2 protein-coding genes are annotated in these 20,005 nt (G+C 72.5%); both read left to right on the forward strand.

Features of this window, described 5'->3' with window-relative positions; all coding sequences use genetic code 11:
• Positions 1-18: 18 nt before the first annotated feature.
• A complete protein-coding gene (locus tag BJY18_RS33255; protein WP_184785006.1) occupies positions 19-9,021 on the forward strand; it encodes a type I polyketide synthase in 9,003 nt (3,000 codons plus the stop codon).
• Between the two features lie 39 nt (positions 9,022-9,060).
• Positions 9,061-20,004: a type I polyketide synthase gene (locus tag BJY18_RS33260; RefSeq protein ID WP_376774744.1), complete on the forward strand. Its 10,944-nt coding sequence runs from the start codon at positions 9,061-9,063 to the stop codon at positions 20,002-20,004.
• Position 20,005: the final 1 nt, after the last annotated feature.

The following is a 20,005-nucleotide window of genomic DNA, read 5'->3' on the forward strand; positions in this document are numbered from 1 at the left end:
AGGGTGAGTGAGGCGACGGTGGCGGACGAAGACAAACTGCGCGACTACCTGAAGTGGACGGTCACCAACCTCCACGACACCCAGCGGCAGCTGCGGGAGGTCCAGGAACGCGGCCGCGAGCCGATCGCGGTCGTGGGCATGGGTTGCCGGCTGCCGGGCGGCGTGCGCGGGCCCGGTGACCTGTGGGACCTCGTCGCCACGGGTGGCGACGCGATCTCGGGCTTCCCCTCCGACCGCGGCTGGGACGATGGCGGCGACTACACGCGCCAGGGTGGTTTCGTCCACGACGCGGCCGATTTCGACCCGGCATTCTTCGGGATCTCTCCGCGTGAGGCGTTGGCGATGGATCCGCAGCAGCGGCTGTTGCTGGAGGTCACGTGGGAGGCGCTGGAACGCGCGGGGATCGACCCGCACTCGCTGCGCGGTTCCCGCACGGGTGTGTTCGCCGGAGCCGCCACATCCGGGTACGCCGCAGGGTTCGCCGGCAACAGCACCGGGGCTGAGGGTTACCTCATGACCGGTAACGCGGGCAGTGTGATTTCCGGTCGGGTCTCCTACACGCTGGGCTTGGAGGGCCCTGCGGTCACGGTGGACACGGCGTGTTCGTCCTCTCTGGTCGCGCTGCACCTCGCGGTGCAGGCACTGCGACAGCAGGAGTGCGGACTCGCGCTCGTCGGCGGTGTGACGGTGATGGCGACGGCGGGGACGTTCGCGGAGTTTTCGCGGCAGCAGGGGCTTTCCGCGGATGGCCGGTGCCGGTCGTTCTCCGAGGACGCCGACGGGACCGGCTGGTCCGAGGGTGCCGGGGTCCTCGTGGTGGAGCGGCTTACCGACGCTCGCCGCAACGGTCACCACGTGCTCGCCGTGGTGACCGGTACTGCGGTCAACCAGGACGGCGCGTCGAACGGACTCACCGCCCCGAACGGCCCGTCGCAGCGACGCGTGATCCGTGCGGCCCTGGACAGCGCACACCTCTCGGCGGCGGACGTCGACGTGGTCGAGGCGCACGGTACCGGCACGACCCTGGGTGATCCGATTGAGGCGCAGGCTGTTCTGTCGACCTATGGGCAGGATCGCAGTACGCCGCTGTGGCTGGGCTCGTTGAAGTCCAACCTCGGTCATACGCAGCAGGCCGCGGGTGTGGCCGGCGTGATCAAGATGGTGCAGGCGCTACAGCATTCGCGGCTGCCGCGGACGTTGCATGCTGATGTGCCGACGTCTCATGTGGACTGGGACGCCGGGGACGTTCGGCTGTTGCAGGAGGACGTCGAGTGGGTCGCAGGCGAGCGGCTTCGTCGGGCTGGTGTGTCGGCGTTCGGGATGAGCGGGACGAACGCACACGTCATCGTCGAGGAAGCACCTGCGGCGGAGACAGAACCGGTCGAGCGTCCAGAGCCGGTGGTGCGGACCGAGGTGGTGGCGTGGCCGGTTTCGGCGCGTGGGACGGCGTTGTCCGCGCAGGCCGGACGGCTGCGGGAGCACCTGGCTGCGCACCCCGCTGAGGCGGCGGATGTGGCGTGGTCACTGGCCACGACGCGGTCGGCGTTCGAGCAGCGGGCGGTGGTCCTCGGGACCGGCGACGAGCTGACGGCCGGGCTGACCGCGCTCGCCGAGGGGCAGCCCGCGCCCGGCGTTGTGCGTGGGATTGCCGCGGGGCGGGGGAAGACAGTCTTCGTGTTCCCCGGGCAGGGCAGTCAGTGGGTCGGCATGGGTCGTGAGCTGGCGGAGGTGTCGCCGGTGTTTGCCGCGCGGTTGGCGGAGTGCCGGGATGCTCTCGCGCCCTACTTGGACCTGGATGCTGCGTTCTCGGGTGGGCTTGAGGGTGCGGACATCGTGCAGCCTGCGTTGTGGGCTGTGATGGTGTCGCTTGCGGCGGTGTGGCGGGCGGCGGGTGTGCGTCCGGATGCGGTGGTGGGTCACTCGCAAGGTGAGATCGCTGCGGCGGCGGTGGCGGGGCACCTTTCACTGGAGGACGCGGCTCGCGTCGTTGCGTTGCGGAGTAAGGCGCTCACGGCGTTGGCTGGTCGTGGCGGGATGCTGTCGATCGCCGAGCCGGCGGATGCGGTGCGGGCCAGGATCGTGCCCTGGGGTGACCGGATTTCGATCGCGGCGGTGAATGGTCCGGTGTCCACTGTGGTCAGTGGTGAGCCGGATGCGTTGCGGGAATTGGCCGAGAGTGCGGATGTTCGTACTCGGATGGTTCCGGTGGATTATGCGTCACATTCTGCGCAGGTTGATGAGCTGCGGGACGAGATTGTCCAGCACTTGCAGGGGATCGAGCCGCGTGAGGGTGAGATTCCGCTCGTTTCGGCGATGAGTGGTGAGTGGAACCCGCACATGGATGCGGAGTACTGGTACTCGAGCCTCCGCGAGACGGTCGAGTTCGAGCGCGCCATCCGAATCCTGGGCGAGGGCCACGGCGTGTTCATCGAGGCATCGCCGCATGCGGTGCTGACCGCCGCTATCGGGGACACGCTCGATGAGCCGGTGGTCACCGGGACGTTGCGCCGGGACGATGGTGGCGCGCGCCGGCTGCTCACCTCGTTCGCGGAGGCCTACGTCCGGGGCGTGCCCGTCGACTGGACGACCGTCGTGCGCGGCACCACGATCGACCTCCCGACCTACGCCTTCCAGCGCGAACGCTACTGGCCGGCCCCGCTCCCGAAACCCACGACGGGCGACGAAAGCCTCCGTTACCGCGTGACCTGGGCCGCGGTGCCCACGACGACGGCGACACCGACCGGCACGTGGCTGGTGATCGGCGACGCCTCCGAGGTCACCTCGGCGCTCAGCGACACCGACGTGGTCACGGCGACGCTCGACACCATTCCGGACGGCGACTTCGACGGCGTCCTCTACGTCCCCGAGGACGATGGCCTGGCTGGCGCGCTCACGCTGGTGCAGCGCGACCTCGGCGCGCCGCTGTGGGTGCTGACCCGCGGTGCGGTGGCCGCCGTCCCCGGCGAGCCGGTGCCCGCGCCGGAGCAGGCACAGGTGTGGGGCTTCGGCCGGGTCGCGGCGTTGGAGCATCCGCAACGCTGGGGTGGGCTGATCGACCTTCCCTCCACTGAGGACAGTCGCACGGCCGAGCAGGTCAGGAGCGTGCTGGCCGGCGCAGAGGACCAGGTCGCCCTCAGAGCCCCGGGCGTGCTGGCCCGGCGCCTCGAGCGCGCCCCGGCCCCGGGCCGGACGGAGGAGTGGCAGCCGCGTGGTACCGCGCTGATCACCGGTGGCACCGGAGCGATCGGCGGGCACGTCGGCCGCTGGCTGGCCGGGCGGGGCGCGAGCGGGCTCGTGCTGACCAGCCGGTCCGGACCGTCGGCGGGAGTGGCGCTGGCCGCGGAGCTGGCGGAGTCGGGCACGGCGGTCGAGGTCTTCGCCTGCGACGTCGCCGAGCGCGACCAGGTAGCGCACCTCATCGACCGCCTCGACACCCTGTCCACCGTCGTCCACGCGGCCGGGGTCGGTGACGGTGGCCCGATCGACGAGACCACCGCGGCCGACCTCGCCGCGGCCACTCGGGCGAAGGTCCGCGGTGCGCGGTGGCTGGACGAGCTGACCGGCGAGCTGGACGCGTTCATCGTGTTCTCCTCCGGAGCCGCGATCTGGGGCAGCGGGTTGCTGGCCGGATACGCGGCGGGCAACGCGTTCCTCGACGCGCTCGCCGAATCGCGCCGCGCGCGGGGCCGGGCGGCGACCTCGATCGCGTGGGGGCTGTGGGGTGGCGGTGGCATGGTCGGCGGAGCCGCCGGCGAGCAACTGCAGCGCTACGGCATGCGCGTCATCGACCCGGCGCGCGGCATCCGCGCGCTGGCCCGGATCCTCGACGGTGACGAGCCCGCCATCACGGTGGCGGACGTCGACTGGGAGAAGTTCGCGCCGACGTTCACACTGCGCCGTCCGAGCCCCCTCATCGCGAGCCTGCCGGAAGTCCGGAGCCAGGTCGTGGACGAGCCCGGAAGCGACTCCGAGCTGGGACGACGGCTGGCCGGTCTCGCGCGCACGGAACAGGACCGCGTGCTGACCGAGCTGGTCCGCGCGGAGGCCGCGGCGGTGCTGGGCCACAGCTCGCCCGCGGCGGTCGAGCCGGGACGCGCGTTCAAGGAGCTGGGTTTCGACTCGCTCACCGCCGTGGAGCTGCGCAACCGCCTCACCACCGCGACAGGCGTCGCACTGCCCTCGACGGTCGTCTTCGACTACCCCAACGCGGCCGCGCTCGCGGGCAGCCTCCGCGCGGAGCTGCTGGGCGCGGACGCCGAGGCCGAGGCCACGACGGTGGTGAACTCGGCGAACGACGAGCCGATCGCGATCGTCGGACTGGGCTGCCGCTATCCGGGCGGCGTGAGCAGCCCCGACCAGCTGTGGGACCTCCTCGCCACGGGCACCGACGCGATCGCCGGTTTCCCTGCCGACCGCGGGTGGGACTTCGTCGAGCAGAACTACGGGTCGGAACAGGTGGCGTCCGGCTCGGCGTACGTCCGGCAGGGCGGTTTCGTCTACGACGCCGCCGATTTCGACGCCGCCTTCTTCGGCATTTCCCCACGCGAGGCGCTGGCGATGGACCCGCAGCAGCGGATGCTGCTGGAGGTATCGTGGGAGGCGCTGGAATCGTGCGGCCTCGACCCGCGGTCGCTGAAGGGCTCGCGCACCGGCGTGTTCGTCGGCGCCACCTACGCCGGCTACGGCATGGGCCTGGCGAACGGTGACAGCGGCGTCGAGGGATACCTGCTCACCGGCGGCCTCACCGCCGTCATCTCCGGACGCATCTCCTACACGCTAGGCCTGGAGGGCCCGGCGGTCACCGTCGACACGGCGTGCTCCTCATCGCTGGTCTCACTGCATCTCGCCGCGCAGGCGTTGCGGTCGGGGGAGTGTTCGATGGCGCTGGCCGGTGGTGTGGCGGTGCTGTCGACGCCGGGTGCGTTCATGGAGTTCTCCCAGCAGGGCGGCATGGCCGCGGACGGCCGGTGCAAGGCGTTCGCCGACGGTGCCGACGGCATCGGCTGGGGCGAGGGCGCGGGCATGATCGTGCTGGAGCGGCTTTCCGACGCGCAGCGCAACGGGCACCGGGTGCTGGCCGTGGTCCGTGGGAGCGCGACGAACTCCGATGGCGCGTCCAACGGCCTCGCCGCCCCGAACGGCCCCTCGCAGAGCCGGGTGATCCGCGCCGCGCTGGCCGACGCCGGTCTGTCCACTTCGGACGTCGACGCCGTGGAAGCGCACGGTACCGGCACGTCGCTGGGTGACCCGATCGAGGCGCGCGCGGTGATGGCGACGTACGGCCGGAACCGCGACCGGCCACTGTGGCTCGGTTCGGTGAAGTCCAACATCGGCCACGCGCAGACCGCGGCGGGCGTCGCGGGCGTGCTCAAAATGGTGCTTGCCCTGCAGCACGGCGAGCTGCCCCGCACGCTCCACGCCGACGAGCCGACCACCCACGTCGACTGGACCGAGGGTGACGTACGGCTGCTGACCGAGGCCGTGCCGTGGCCGGCGTCCGAACGTCCGCGCCGGGCCGGGATCTCGGCGTTCGGGATCAGCGGGACGAACGTCCACGTCATCGTCGAGGAGGCTCCCGCGGCGGCCTCCGCACCGGTGGAGGCGCGTCCGGCGCCGGTGGTGGCGGACGGCGGTCCGGCGTGGGTGCTGTCCGGGGCGTCGAAGCCGGCGCTCGCCGCCCAGGCCGGGCGGCTGCGGGAATACGTACTGGCGCATCCGGAAATGGACTCCGACGACATCGCATGGTCGCTGGCCACGACGCGGACCCCGTTCGAGCATCGCGCCGTGGTGAGCGGGCCGGACCCGGTGGCCGGGCTCGCCGCGCTGGCGACGGATCAGCCCGCGCCCGGGATCGTGACCGGCACGGCCGCTCCCGGCGGTGCGGGCCGCACGGTGTTCGTCTTCCCCGGTCAGGGCAGCCAATGGCTCGGGATGGCGCGGGAGCTGTCCGAGGTCTCGCCGGTGTTCGCCGCGCGGTTGGCGGAGTGTCGGGATGCCTTGGCTCCCTACCTGGACCTGGATGTGGCTCTCGCGGGTGAGCTTGAGGGTGCGGATGTGGTGCAGCCTGCGTTGTGGGCTGTGATGGTGTCGCTTGCGGCGGTGTGGCGTGCGGCGGGTGTGCGTCCGGATGCGGTGGTGGGTCATTCGCAAGGGGAGATCGCTGCGGCGGCGGTGGCGGGGCACCTGTCGTTGGAGGACGCGGCTCGCGTGGTTGCTTTGCGGAGTAGGGCTCTGACGGCGTTGGCTGGTCGTGGCGGGATGTTGTCGATTGCTGAGCCCGCCGACGAGGTGCGGGTGAGGATCGTGCCGTGGGGTGACCGGATTTCGGTGGCGGCGGTGAATGGTCCGGTGTCCACGGTGGTCAGTGGTGAGCCAGGCGCTCTCCGCGAACTTGCCGAGAGTGCCGATGTGCGTACGCGGATGGTTCCGGTGGATTACGCCTCGCACTCTGCGCAGGTTGATGAGCTGCGGGACGAGATCATCCAGCGGTTGCAGGGAATCGAGCCCCGCGAAGGCGAGATTCCGCTGGTCTCCGCGATGAGTGGTGAGTGGAACCCGACGATGGATGCGGAGTACTGGTACGCCAGCCTCCGCGAAACCGTCGAGTTCGAGCGCGCGGTCCGCACACTGGGCGAAAACCACGGCGTCTTCGTGGAAACCTCGCCGCACGCCGTCCTCACGAGCGCGATCGAGGACACCGTTGACGACGCGGTCGTGGTCGGCACGTTGCGCCGCGACGACGGTGGCGCCGAGCGGCTGGTGGCGTCCTTCGCCGCGGCTCACGTGCGTGGTGTCCCGGTCGACTGGACGAGTGTGCTCGACGGGCAGCAGGTGTCGCTGCCGACGTATGCGTTCCAGCGCCGCCGGTTCTGGCCGGAGCCGGTCGCCCCGGCGGCGCCGGCCGATCCGGGTGAGCCGGGCTTCTGGGCCGCGGTCGAACGTGGTGACGTGCACAGCCTGGCCGGAGAGCTGGCACTGGACGACGAGCAGCTCGCGGGCGTGGTGCCCGCGTTGGCGTCGTGGCGGCGGCGTGAGCGGGCCGAAGAGTCGGTGGCCAACTGGCGCTATCGCATCACCTGGACACCCGTCGCCGAGCCCGGCGCGACCGTGCTGACCGGCACCTGGGTGCTCGTCGCGCCGTCCGGCGAGGCCGCCGCCGACAGTGCGAAAGCCCTGACCGAACGCGGTGCGAACGTCGCCGTGGTGACGACCGGCGCGACCGACCGGGCCGCGCTCGCGGCCCAGCTGCCGCGCGGCGAGGTCAGCGGCGTCCTGTCGCTGATGGCGCTCGACGGTTCCCCGCTGGCCGCGCATCCGACAGTGCCCGCCGGGCTGGCCGCGACACTCACCGTGGTGCAGGCGCTCGGTGACGCCGGGATCGACGCACCGCTGTGGGTCGTCACGCAGGGAGCGGTCACGACGACCCCCGATGAAGCCATGACCGCCGTCGCGCAGGCGCCGGTCTGGGGTCTCGGGCGCACTGTGGGGCTGGAGCACGCCGAACGCTGGGGTGGCCTGATCGACCTGCCACCGGTGTGGGACGACCGCGTCGCCGCCCGGCTGTGTGCGGTCCTCACCGGTACCGAGGACCAGGTCGCGGTGCGGCGTAACGGGATTCTCGCGCGCCGGCTCGTCCGCTCGGCCACTCGCACCGCGCCGGGCCCGCAGTGGCGTCCGGAAGGGACGGTGCTGCTCACCGGTGGCACCGGTTCGATCGGCGGCCGCGTCGGGTCGTGGCTCGCCGGCCGCGGGGCGCCGCGGGTGGTGCTCAGCAGCCGGTCCGGTCCGTCGGCGCCGGGTGTCGCGGACCTGGCCGCGGAGATCGCCGACGGTGGCGCGCGGGTCGACGTCGTGTGCTGCGACCTCGAGGAGCGGCCCGCGGTGGCGGGGCTGCTCGACCGCGTCGCCGGGGAAGGGCCGTCGCTGTGCGGGGTTCTGCACTCGGCCAACGCCGCGTTCCTGTCCCGGCTGGAGGACACGAACGTCGAAGGTCTCGCGGTGTCGATGGGTGCCAAGGCCGCCGGTGCGGTGCACCTCGACGAGCTGACCGCCGACCTGGACCTCGACGCGTTCGTGGTGTTCTCGTCGATCTCCGCGACGTGGGGCAGCAACGATCACGGCGCGTACGCCGCGGGCAACGCGTTCCTGGACGCACTCGCCGAGAACCGGCGCACACGCGGGCTGCCGGGCACCTCGATCGCTTGGGGTGTCTGGGATACGCGTGACTGGGCGGCGGTGGACGCTGGTCTCGACCAGGCCCGTCCGGGTAGCGTCACGCCCGCGCGGCTGGTGCGGCAGGGCATGAACTTCCTGGACCCGGACCGGGCGCTCACGGCGCTGGGGCAGGTGCTCGACGACGGGGACACCTTCCTCGCGCTGGCCGACGTCGACTGGGAACGCTTCGCCCCGGTCTTCACGGCCAAGCGGGACAGGCCGCTGCTCGAGCTGATCCCCGAGGCGGGGGAGCCCGAGCGGCAGTCCGGGCAGGACGGTGCGGGCGAGCTCGCCGGCCGGCTGGCCGGGACGGCACCCGGGGACCGGTCGCGAGTGGTGACGGAGGTGGTGCGGCAGCACGCCGCCGCGGTGCTGGGGTTCGAAGCCGTCGCGGAAGTACCCGCCACGCGGGCGTTCCGGGACCTGGGGTTCGACTCGCTGACCGCGGTCGAGCTACGCAACCGGCTCGGCGCCGCGACGGGGCTGAAGCTGCCGGCGACGGTGGTTTTCGACTATCCGAACGCGGCCGTACTGGGCGAGTTCGTGCTCGGCGCGCTCGGTGGCGGCGAAACCGGCTACACCGCGACGCTCGACGAGGTGGACCGGCTCGCGGCCACGCTCACCCCGCCGGACGACGCGGCGCGCGCGGAGATCGCGGCGCGGCTGGAGGTGCTCGCCCAGCGGTTCCGGGCGCGTCCGGCCGACCGCGCGGCCGAGCACGCCGCCGCGGAACAGGCACTGGCCTCGGCCGGCGCCGAGGAGATGTTCGCCCTCCTGGAGGACGAGCTCAACGACGACCTCGATTGACGTGACCCGCCCGACGCCTGCCGGCCCCGGTCGAAGGAAGTGACACGGATGCAGAACGAGGAGAAGCTCCTCGGCTACCTCAAGCAGGCCACCGCCAAGCTGCGCACGACGCGCGCCCGGCTGCGTGAGGTCAGCGAGCGGGAGCGGGAGCCCATCGCCGTGGTCGGCATGGGCTGCCGTTACCCCGGCGGCGTGCGTGACCCCGAGGGCCTGTGGGCACTGCTGGCCTCCGGTGGCGACGCGATCTCGGCGTTTCCCGCCGACCGCGGGTGGGACGTGGAGTCGTTGTACGACCCGGATCCCGAAGCGGCGGGCACCACTTACGTCGCGGAAGGCGGCTTCCTGCACGGAGTCGCGGACTTCGACGCCGCGTTTTTCGGCATCTCCCCACGCGAAGCGCTCGCGATGGACCCGCAGCAGCGGCTCCTGCTGGAAATCGCCTGGGAGGCCATCGAAGGCGCCGGGATCGACCCGGAGGCGCTGCGCGGGTCCGCGACCGGGGTGTTCGCCGGCGCCGCACCGTCGGGATACCTCGGCGCGGGCGCCGGGATGGCCGGCTCCGAAGGCCACCTCATCACCGGCAACGTCACGAGCGTCATCTCCGGCCGCGTCTCCTACACCCTCGGTCTCGAAGGGCCGGCGGTCACCGTCGACACGGCGTGCTCGTCGTCGCTGGTCGCGGTGCACCTGGCGGTTCAGGCGCTGCGGTCGGACGAGTGCTCGCTCGCGCTCGCCGGTGGGGTCACGGTGATGGCGGACCCGGCGGAGTTCGTCGGATTCTCGCGGCAGCGGGTGCTGGCCGCGGACGGCCGCTGCAAGGCCTTCGCGGCCGGTGCCGACGGCATGGGCATCGCCGAGGGCGCCGGTGTCGTTTTGCTGGAACGGCTTTCCGACGCACGGCGCAACGGTCACGAGGTACTGGCCGTGATCACCGGCGGCGCGGTCAACTCCGACGGCGCGTCCAACGGCCTGTCCGCGCCCAACGGCCCGTCGCAACAGCGCGTGATCCGCGCGGCGCTGGCGAGCGCGAAGCTCGGCACCGGCGACGTCGACCTCGTCGAGGCACACGGGACCGGCACCGAGCTGGGCGACCCCATCGAGGCGCAGGCGCTGCTCGCCACCTACGGACAGGGCCGTTCCGCGGAACGGCCACTGTGGCTCGGTTCCGTCAAATCGAACATCGGGCACGCGCAGCAGGCGGCGGGGATCGCCGGCGTGATCAAGACGGTCCTGGCGCTCCGGCACGGCACGTTGCCCGCGACACTGCACGCCGGCGAGCCGTCACCGCACGTCGAGTGGGATTCCGGGAACGTGCGGCTGCTGCAGGAAACCATGCCGTGGCCGAAGGACGAGCACCCCCGGCGTGGCGCGGTGTCCGCCTTCGGCATCAGCGGCACGAACGCGCACCTCATCCTCGAAGAGTCGCCAGAGCCTCCTGCCGCCGAGGACGAAGACGCGCCGATCGAGGTGCGACCTGCGGTCGGCAGTGTGCTCGACCGGACGGACCTGCAGCCCTGGCTCGTTTCCGGCCGAGGTGCCGCGGCGTTGCCGGCGCAGGCCGGGCGGCTGCGGGAGCACGCGCTGGCGAATCCGGAGCAGGACCCGGCCGACGTCGCCTGGTCACTGGCCACCTCGCGCACCGCGTTCGACCGGCGCGCCGTGGTGCTCGGGCACGACCGTGGCGAGCTGACCGCCGGACTCGCTGCCCTGGCGACCGGACGTTCCGCACCGGAGGTGGTGACCGGGGCGGTCGCCGCCGCCGGGGTCGGCCGGACAGTGTTCGTGTTCCCCGGGCAGGGCAGCCAGTGGGCCGGGATGGGCCGGGAACTGGCGGAGGTGTCGCCGGTTTTTGCCGCGCGGCTGGCCGAGTGCCGGGATGCTTTGGCGCCGTACTTGGACTTGGATGCGGCTCTCGCGGGCGAACTCGAGGGTGCTGACGTCGTGCAGCCTGCGTTATGGGCTGTGATGGTCTCGTTGGCTGAGGTGTGGCGGGTGGCGGGTGTCCGCCCGGATGCGGTGGTGGGTCACTCACAAGGTGAGATCGCGGCGGCGGCGGTGGCGGGGGTCCTGTCGCTCGATGACGCCGCCCGCGTGGTTGCTCTACGCAGTAAGGCGCTCACGGCGTTGGCTGGTCGTGGCGGGATGCTGTCGATTGCCGAGCCCGCCGACGAGGTGCGGGTGAGGATTGAGCCGTGGGGAGATCGGGTCTCGATCGCGGCGGTGAATGGTCCGGTGTCCACGGTGGTCAGTGGTGAGCCGGACGCCCTCCGCGAACTTGCCGAGAGTGCCGATGTGCGTACTCGCATGGTTCCGGTGGATTATGCGTCACACTCTGCGCAGGTTGATGAGCTGCGGGACGAGATTATCCAGCACTTGCACGGGATCGAGCCGCGCGAAGGCGAGATCCCGCTCGTCTCGTCGATGAGTGGTGAGTGGAACCCGCACATGGACGCGGAGTACTGGTACGCCAGCCTCCGCGAAACCGTCGAGTTCGAGCGCGCCATCCGGATTCTCGGCGAGGACCACGGCGTGTTCATCGAGGCATCGCCGCATGCGGTGCTGACCGGCGCGATCTCCGACACCCTTGACGAGCCCGTCGTCACCGGCACGCTGCGCCGCGACGACGGCGGTGCGGGCCGGCTGCTCACCTCGTTCGCCGAGGCCTGGACCCGAGGCGCGTCCGTCGACTGGTCCACCATCCTGGGTGGACGGACGGTGCCGCTGCCGACGTACGCGTTCCGGCATCGCCGGTTCTGGCCGGTCTTCGACCAGCCGCCCCCGGCGACCGAGGACGCCGAGTTCTGGGCCACGGTCGAGGGCGGCGACGTCGCGGAGCTGGCGGAAGCGCTCGACCTGGCCACCGGCACTGCCGAAGAGCTGCTGCCCGCCCTCGCCGCGTGGCGCCGGCGCAAACACTCGCCGGTCACCGACTGGCGCTACCGCATCACCTGGGCACCGGCCGCGGAACCGGCCGTCACCAGCCTGTCCGGAACGTGGTTGGTCGTCAGCCGCGACGAAGCCGCCGACTGCGTGGCGGCACTGCGCTCCCGCGGCGCCGAAACCGAGCTGCTGAGCACCGACGCCACCAGCCGCGAAGACCTGCTCGCCGCGCTGCCCGCCGGCGACTACACGGGAGTCGTTTCGTTGCTGGCGCTGGACGAGCGGCCACTGCCGGAGCATCCCGTGGTGCCGAACGGCGTGGCCGCGACCCTGGCTTTGGTGCAGGCACTCGGAGATGCCGGGATCGAGGCACCCCTGTGGGCTCTCACCGCGGGCGCGGTCGCCGCCACGCAGGGGGAGACGCCGTCGATCCCGCAGGCCCAGGTGTGGGGCTTGGCGCAGGTCATCGGCCTGGAGCTGCCGCACCGCTGGGGTGGCCTGATCGATCTTCCCGGCACGTGGGACGACCAGGTCGTCACCCGGCTCACCGGGGTGCTCGCCGGGTGTGGTGAGGACCAAATCGCGATCCGGGCGTCCGGGCTGCTCGCACGGCGGCTCGTGCGGGCCCGCGCGCCGAAGCCGGGCCGCTACGAGCCCCGCGGCACGGTCCTGATCACCGGTGGCACCGGCCTGATCGGCAGTCGCATGGGCGCCTGGCTCGCCGACCGAGGTGCCGGCCGTCTCGTGCTCACCAGCCGTTCCGGCGCCGGCGCCGCCGGGGTGCCCACGCTCGTCGCGGACCTCGCCGGCCGTGGTTGCGCGGTCGACGTCGCGGCATGCGACACCGGCGTCCGCGACCAGGTCGCCGGGCTGCTGGACCGCATCGCGACGACCGGACCGCGGCTGTCGGCCGTCGCCCACGCCGCGGGCGTCGCGCGGGCGTCATTCGTCACCGACACCACCGTCGAGCAGCTGGCCGACGTCTCGGCCGGAAAGGTCGACGGCGCTCGCCATCTCGACGAGCTGACCGGCGACCTCGACGCCTTCGTGCTGTTCTCCTCCGGCGCCGCGACCTGGGGCAGCGGCCTGCTCGCCGGGTACGCGGCCGCGAACGCCGCGCTCGACGCGCTCGCCGAATCCCGCCGCGCCCGCGGTCTCGCCGCGACGTCCGTGGCGTGGGGCCTGTGGGGCGGCGGTGGCATGGGCGCCGGGGACGCCGGTGACCAGCTGCGTCGCTACGGCCTGCGGGTGATGGACCCCGACCGGGGCATCGAAGCGCTCGCCCAGGCTCTCGACGGCGGCGACGGCTCGCTCGCGGTCGCCGACATCGACTGGGAGCAGTTCGCGCCGACGTTCACCATGCGCCGCCCCAGCCCGCTGCTGTCCACGCTGCCGGACGCCGTCCGCGCGCTGGCCGGCCGGGTCGAAGAAGTCGAGGACGGCGAGCTGGCCCAGCGTCTCGCACCCCTGACCGGTGCAGACCGGCTGAGCACGCTCATCGGTCTCGTCCGCGCCGAGGCCGCCGCGGTGCTCGGGCACTCCGACGCCGCCGAGGTCGAGGCCGAGCGGGCGTTCCGCGACCTCGGGTTCGACTCGGTCACGGCAGTCGAACTGCGCAACCGGCTCACCGAGGTGACCGGAATCCGGCTGCCCTCGACCGTGGTCTTCGACTACCCGTCCGCCACGGCGCTCGCGGGGTTCGTGCTCGACGGCCTGTTCGGTGCGGAGGCCACAGCCCCACAGGTCACGGTGGGCGCGGTCGCGGACGACGACCCGATCGTCATCGTCGGCATGGGTTGTCGTTTCCCCGGCGGCGTCGGCTCACCCGAGCAGCTGTGGGACCTCCTGTCCGCCGGTACGGACGCGATCTCGCCGTTCCCGAAGGACCGCGGCTGGGACATCCGCGGTCTCTACGGCCAGGAGGGCGGGTTCGTCCAGGACGCCGCCGAGTTCGACGCCGGGTTCTTCGGCATCTCGCCGAAGGAAGCGCTGGCCATGGACCCGCAGCAGCGGCTGTTGCTGGAGGTCTCCTGGGAAGCGCTGGAACGCGCGGGCATCGATCCGGCTTCGCTGAAGGGTTCCCGCACCGGCGTGTTCGCGGGCGGCTGGCTGCAGGTGTACGGCAACGTGCTCGCGAAGAGCTCGATGCAGGGCTACACCCCGGCCTCCGACGGCGGCAGTGTCCTTTCCGGACGTGTGTCCTACACGCTCGGTCTCGAAGGGCCGGCCGTCACGATCGACACCGCGTGCTCGTCTTCGCTGGTGGCGCTGCACTTCGCCGTTCAAGCGCTGCGCTCCGGCGAGTGCACGCTCGCGCTCGCCGGCGGCGTCACGGTGATGCCGACGCCGGGCGCGTTCGGGTTCGGTTCCGCGCTGGCGCTCGCCGAAAACGGGCGCTGCAAGCCGTTTTCCGCCGATGCCGACGGCATGGGGATGGGCGAGGGGGCCGCGATGCTGGCCGTCGAACGCCTTTCCGACGCCCGCCGCAACGGTCACCCGGTGCACGCGATCGTGCGCGGCACCGCGGTCAACCAGGACGGCGCGTCGAACGGTCTCACCGCGCCGAACGGACCTTCGCAGCAACGCGTCATCCGTGCCGCGCTCGCCAGCGGTGGTCTGTCCACTCAGGACGTCGACGCGGTCGAGGCGCACGGCACCGGCACCGTTCTCGGTGACCCGATCGAGGCGGGTGCGCTGATCGCGACCTACGGCCAGCACCGCGGCGACCCGGTGTGGCTGGGTTCCATCAAGTCCAACCTCGGGCACACGCAGGCCGCCGCGGGTGTGGCGGGCATCATGAAGATGGTGCTGGGCATGCGGCATCAGGTGTTGCCGCGCACGCTGCACGCCGAGGAGCGCTCACCGCACATCGACTGGGACGCCGGGCGTGTACAGCTGCTCACCGAGCCCGTCGCGTGGCCGGGCGGGGATCGGCCGCGCCGCGCCGGGATTTCCGGGTTCGGCATCAGCGGCACCAACGCGCACGTCATCGTCGAAGAGCCGCCCGCCATCGAGACACCGCCGGTGCTCGGGCTGCCGGCCGTGCTCACCGGCGAGGTCCACGCGTGGCCGGTTTCCGGGCGCACCGCCGACGGTCTCGCCGCCCAGGCCGGCCGGCTGCGGGAGTTCGCGCTGGCGCGGCCGGAGTTCGACCCGGCCGACACGGCGTGGTCGCTGGCCACGACCCGCACCACGTTCCCGCACCGTGCCGTGGTGGTCGGCGAGGACCGCGAGGAACTGGCCGCGCGGCTGGCTGCGGTGGCGACCGGACAGCCGGACTCGATGGCCGTCGCCGGTTCGGTGCCGGTCGGCGGGCCCGGCAAGGTCGTGTTCGTGTTCCCCGGTCAGGGCAGTCAATGGCCGGGCATGGGCCGGCAGCTGTTCGTCGAGTCGCCGGTGTTCGCGGAGCGGTTCACCGAATGCGCGTACGCCCTGCGGTCCGTGGTGGACTGGGATCCGGTCGCCGTGCTCACCGGAGCCGAGGGTGCGCCTGCTCCGGAGACCGCGGAGGTCCTGCAGCCGCTGCTGTGGGCGCTGATGGTCGCGCTCGCCGACGTGTGGCGGGCGGCCGGGATCACGCCGGACGCCGTCGTCGGCCACAGCCAGGGCGAGATCGCCGCGGCGACCGTGGCGGGGATTCTGTCGCCCGAGGACGGCGCACGGGTGGTTGCCTTGCGCTCCAAGGCGTTGAGCGAGCTGGATGTCGAGGGCGGGATGCTGTCTGCGGTCCTGCCTGCCGACGAAGTACGTGAGCTGCTTGCACCGTGGGGTGATCGGCTGGCCGTCGCCGCGGTCAACGGTCCACAAGCGACGGTCGTGTCCGGGGAACCCGAAGCGCTCACGGAGTTCGAGCGTGAGTTGCGTGCCCGCCGGGTGATGCGCTGGCGCATCCCGCAGACCGATTTCGTTGCGCACTCCCGGTTGTGCGAGCCGGTCGAGGCCGTGCTCGCCGAAACGTTGAGCGACCTGCGGCCCACCACCGGCGCGGTGCCGTTCTTCTCCACGGTCGAGAACCGCTGGCTGACCGGGCCGGAACTGGACGCCGCCTACTGGTACGCCAACGTGCGCAACACCGTCCGGTTCGCCGACGCCGCCGTGGGGCTGGCCGAGTCCGGGCACCGCAGCTTCGTCGAGGTCTCCGCGCACCCGGTGCTCACCACAGCGATCGAGGACGTGCTGGAAACCCGCGCCGACCTGGCCGACCCGGTGCTCACCGGCACCATCCGGCGGGACGACGGCGGTGCTGCCCGCGTGCTGTGCTCGCTCGCTGAGGCGCATGTCCACGGGCTGCCGGTGGACTGGTCCGCGGTGCTCGGCGGTGGCCGCCGTGTCGAGCTGCCGACCTACGCCTTCCGGCATCAGCGCTACTGGCCGAAGCCCAACGGTGCCAACGCCGACGGCGCCGAGGAGCTGGGTCTGGACCCGGTCGGGCACCCGCTGCTGGGGGCAGCGGTCGAACGCGCGGACGGCGGCGAGCTCGTCTGCACGGGCCGGATTTCCCTGCGTACGCACCCGTGGCTCGCGGACCACGTGATCCGTGGCGCGATGGTGCTGCCCGGCGCGGCGTTCGCCGAACTCGCCTTCACCGCGGGCGCGCACGCCGGCTGCAGCCTGGTCGAGGACCTGACACTGGAAGCACCGCTCGTGGTCCCCGCCGACGGTGCGGTGCGGCTGCAGACGGTGGTCGCCGCTCCCGACGAGGCCGGTCGCCGCGCGTTCACTGTGCACTCCCGCGCGGGCGACGACCTGCCGTGGACGCGGCACGCTTCCGGCGTGCTGTCCCCGGCCGCGGAGCTGCCCGCGCAGGACGCCGACTTCGCGACCTGGCCGCCAGCCGGGGCGGAGCCGGTGGAGATCGACGGCTTCTACGCACTGACCGCCGAGGGTGGTTATGCGCTCGGCCCGGCGTTCCAAGGCTTGCAGGCGGTGTGGCAGCGCGGCACCGACGTGTTCGCCGAGGCCACGCTGCCGGAGGAGGCTTCGGCAGACGCCGCGGTGTTCGGTTTGCACCCGGCGTTGCTCGATGCCGCGCAGCAGGCCGGCGTCTTCGCTACCGGCGGCTGGGATTCCGGCGAAACGTGGCTGTCGTTCGGCTGGTCCGGTATGACGCTGCACGCCGCGCACGCTCGTACGGTGCGGGTCCGCCTGCGCCGAGACGCAGAGGGCGGGCTCTCGCTGACGGCGGCCGACGCGGCGGGCGCGCCGGTGTGCACTGTGGACGCCGTCGTGATGCGCAAGGCGACCGCTGCGGACGCCTCCACCGGTGACCGCACTGGGGAAGCGATGTTCGGCGTCGACTGGGTGCCCGTCCGCGCTGCGCGCCGGGACCCAGCGGGTCACTGGGCTGTGCTGGGGGAGCTGGCCGTGCCTGGGATCGAGACGCGTTCGTACGACAGGATCGAAGACCTCGTCGGCACCGAACCCGAGTTCGTGCTGGCCACGCTGCCGGACCACGACGGCACCCCGGAGCAGGTGCGGCGCGTGACCGGCGAAGTGCTGGGCCTGCTCCAGCGGTGGCTGGCCGAACCCGGGTTCGAGTCCGGCCGTCTGGTGCTGGTCACGCACGGCGCGGTCGCGGTCGCGCCGGGCGAGGACGTCACCGACCTCGCGGGTGCGGCGGTGTGGGGCCTGGTGCGGTCCGCGCAGTCGGAGAACCCGGACCGCTTCGTGCTCGCCGACCTCGCACCCGACGCATCGGCGGACGCACTCGTCACGGCGTTGGGTTCCGCCGAAGCCGAGCTGGCGATCCGCGCCGACGGCGTCCGCACGCGTCGCCTCGTCCGGCCTGCGGACGGGCTTGCCCTGCCCGCGGAGCCGTGGCGCCTGACCGGCGACGGCATCGAGCCGGCCCCGGTGGTGGCCCCCGCACAGGGCGAAGTCCGGGTCGCGGTGCGTGCGGCGGTGTCCGGCGGCGAATTCGACAGTGGCTTCGACGGCGGTGGATTCGCCGGCGTGGTCGCGGAAACCGGCCCCGGCGTGACGCGGTTCGTGACCGGTGATCGGGTGCGTGGCACCGCGCCGGGCAGCTGCGCCTCCTTCGTCACGGTCCCCGCCGAGCGCCTTACCGCGATGGGCGACGAGTCCTACGCGAAGGCTGCCGGCCCCTTCCCCGTGCTCGACGTGCGCCGTGCGAAGGCCGCGCCGGGCCCGGTTGTGCTCACCGTTCCGGCCGACCCCCGTCCGGCCGGAACGGTGCTCCTCACCGGCGGTACCGGCAAGCTCGGTGGAGTCGTCGCACGGCACCTCGCCACCACCGGCCGTGCTGCGGAGGTCCTGCTGACCAGCCGTTCCGGCCCGAGCGCCGGCGGCGTCGCGAACCTGGCCGCGGACCTCGCGGACCGTGGCGTCACGGTCGGCGTCACCTCGTGCGACGCCGCCGACCCGGCCGCGCTCGCCACGGTGCTCGACCGGGTGCCGCAGCTGACCGGTGTCGTGCACGCCGCGGGGGTCCTCGATGACGGCGTCATCGGTTCCCTGACCCCGGAACGGGTCGACGCGGTGATGCGGCCCAAGGCGGACGCGGCGTGGCACCTCGACCGCCTCACCCGAGGCCGGGACCTCGACCTGTTCGTCCTGTTCTCCTCCGCGGCGGCCACGCTCGGTGCGCCCGGCCAGGGAAACTACGCTGCGGCCAACGGGTTCCTCGATGCGCTCGCCACCCGCCGCCGCGCGGCCGGCCTGCCCGCCGTGTCCCTCACCTGGGGCCTGTGGGCCGACGCGACCGGTATGACCGAAGGTCTCAGCACCACCGAACGTGCCAAGTTCGGCCGCACCGGCATCGGCTCGCTCGAAGCCGGGCAGGGCCTGGCGTTGCTGGATCTGGCGGTGCGGCGGGACGAAGCGGTACTCGCTCCGCTCCCGCTCGACGTGCCGACGTTGCGGGCCATCGCCCGTGCCGGTGGCCGGCTGCCCGCCGTCCTGAGCGGCCTCGCACCCGCGCCACGGGTGGCCCAGGACGTCTCGGCCGGTGCCGCTGGCGCAGCCTTGCGGGAGAAGTTCACGAAGGCCGGCCCGGCGGACCGCGACGGTGTGCTCGTCGAGCTGGTGTGCGAACAGGCCGCGGCGGTGCTCGGCCACGGCGCACCGGAAGCCGTCGAGGTCGACACGAGTTTCCTGGAACAGGGCATGGATTCCCTGACGGCCGTGGAGTTCCGCAACAGGCTCGCGATGGTGACCGGGCTACGCCTGACCGGTGCGCTCGCGTTCGACCATCCGACCCCGGCCGCTCTCGGTGCGTACCTGGCCGGGCGACTGTCCGAAGAGGACGCGCCGAAGCCGGCCGCGACAGCACCGGCCCCGTTGGAGTCGTTGACCACGTTGTACCTGCGCGCCGCTGAGGAAGGTCGTGCGGGCGAGGTGATGCAGCTCGTGCAAGGACTGGCGCAGTTCCGCGAGAAGTTCACTGAAGCATCCGAAGAGGACACTCCGCCGGTGGTCTCGGTCTCGCTAGGAACGGCGCGGCCTCGCGTGCTCTGCCTGCCGTCGTTCGCCGGCACTGCTGACGCCCGTGAGTTCGCCCGCTTCGGCCGTGGCTTCCGCGGAGCCCGCGCGGTTTCCGCCCTGCCGGCCCCCGGTTTCGCGACCGGGCAACGGCTCGCCGCGTCGTCCGAGGCACTGCTCGACGCGTACGCCGCGGCGATCCGGAAGTCCTTGCCGGACGAGGACTTCGTCCTCGCGGGTTACTCGTCGGGCGGCCTGGTCGCGCACGCGCTCGCCGCGAAGCTGGGCGAGTCCGGTCCCGGACCGTCGGCGCTGGTACTGATCGACACGTTCACCCCGGAGGACGCCGGGGTGCCCGGGGACGTCCTCGCCGCGCTCCCGGGCGCGGTGCTGGCCGGGGCGGGCGACACGGAGGCCACCGGCGGCGACGGCTGGCTGACCGCGCTGGCGCACTACTACGCGTTCGACTGGCGCGGACTGCCACAGCTGACTGTGCCGACCCTGCTCGTCCGCGCGACGAGCGCACCGGACTCCCGCTGGGACCTCGCGCACGACGTCACGACCGTGACCGTGCCGGGGGACCACTTCACGATGATGCGGGACCACGCCGAAACCACCGCGCGGGCCGTCGAGGAATGGCTCGCCGAGCGAGGAGAGCGGTAAC

Origin of the sequence: Amycolatopsis jiangsuensis (assembly GCF_014204865.1) — a bacterium.
Lineage (GTDB): Bacteria > Actinomycetota > Actinomycetes > Mycobacteriales > Pseudonocardiaceae > Amycolatopsis > Amycolatopsis jiangsuensis.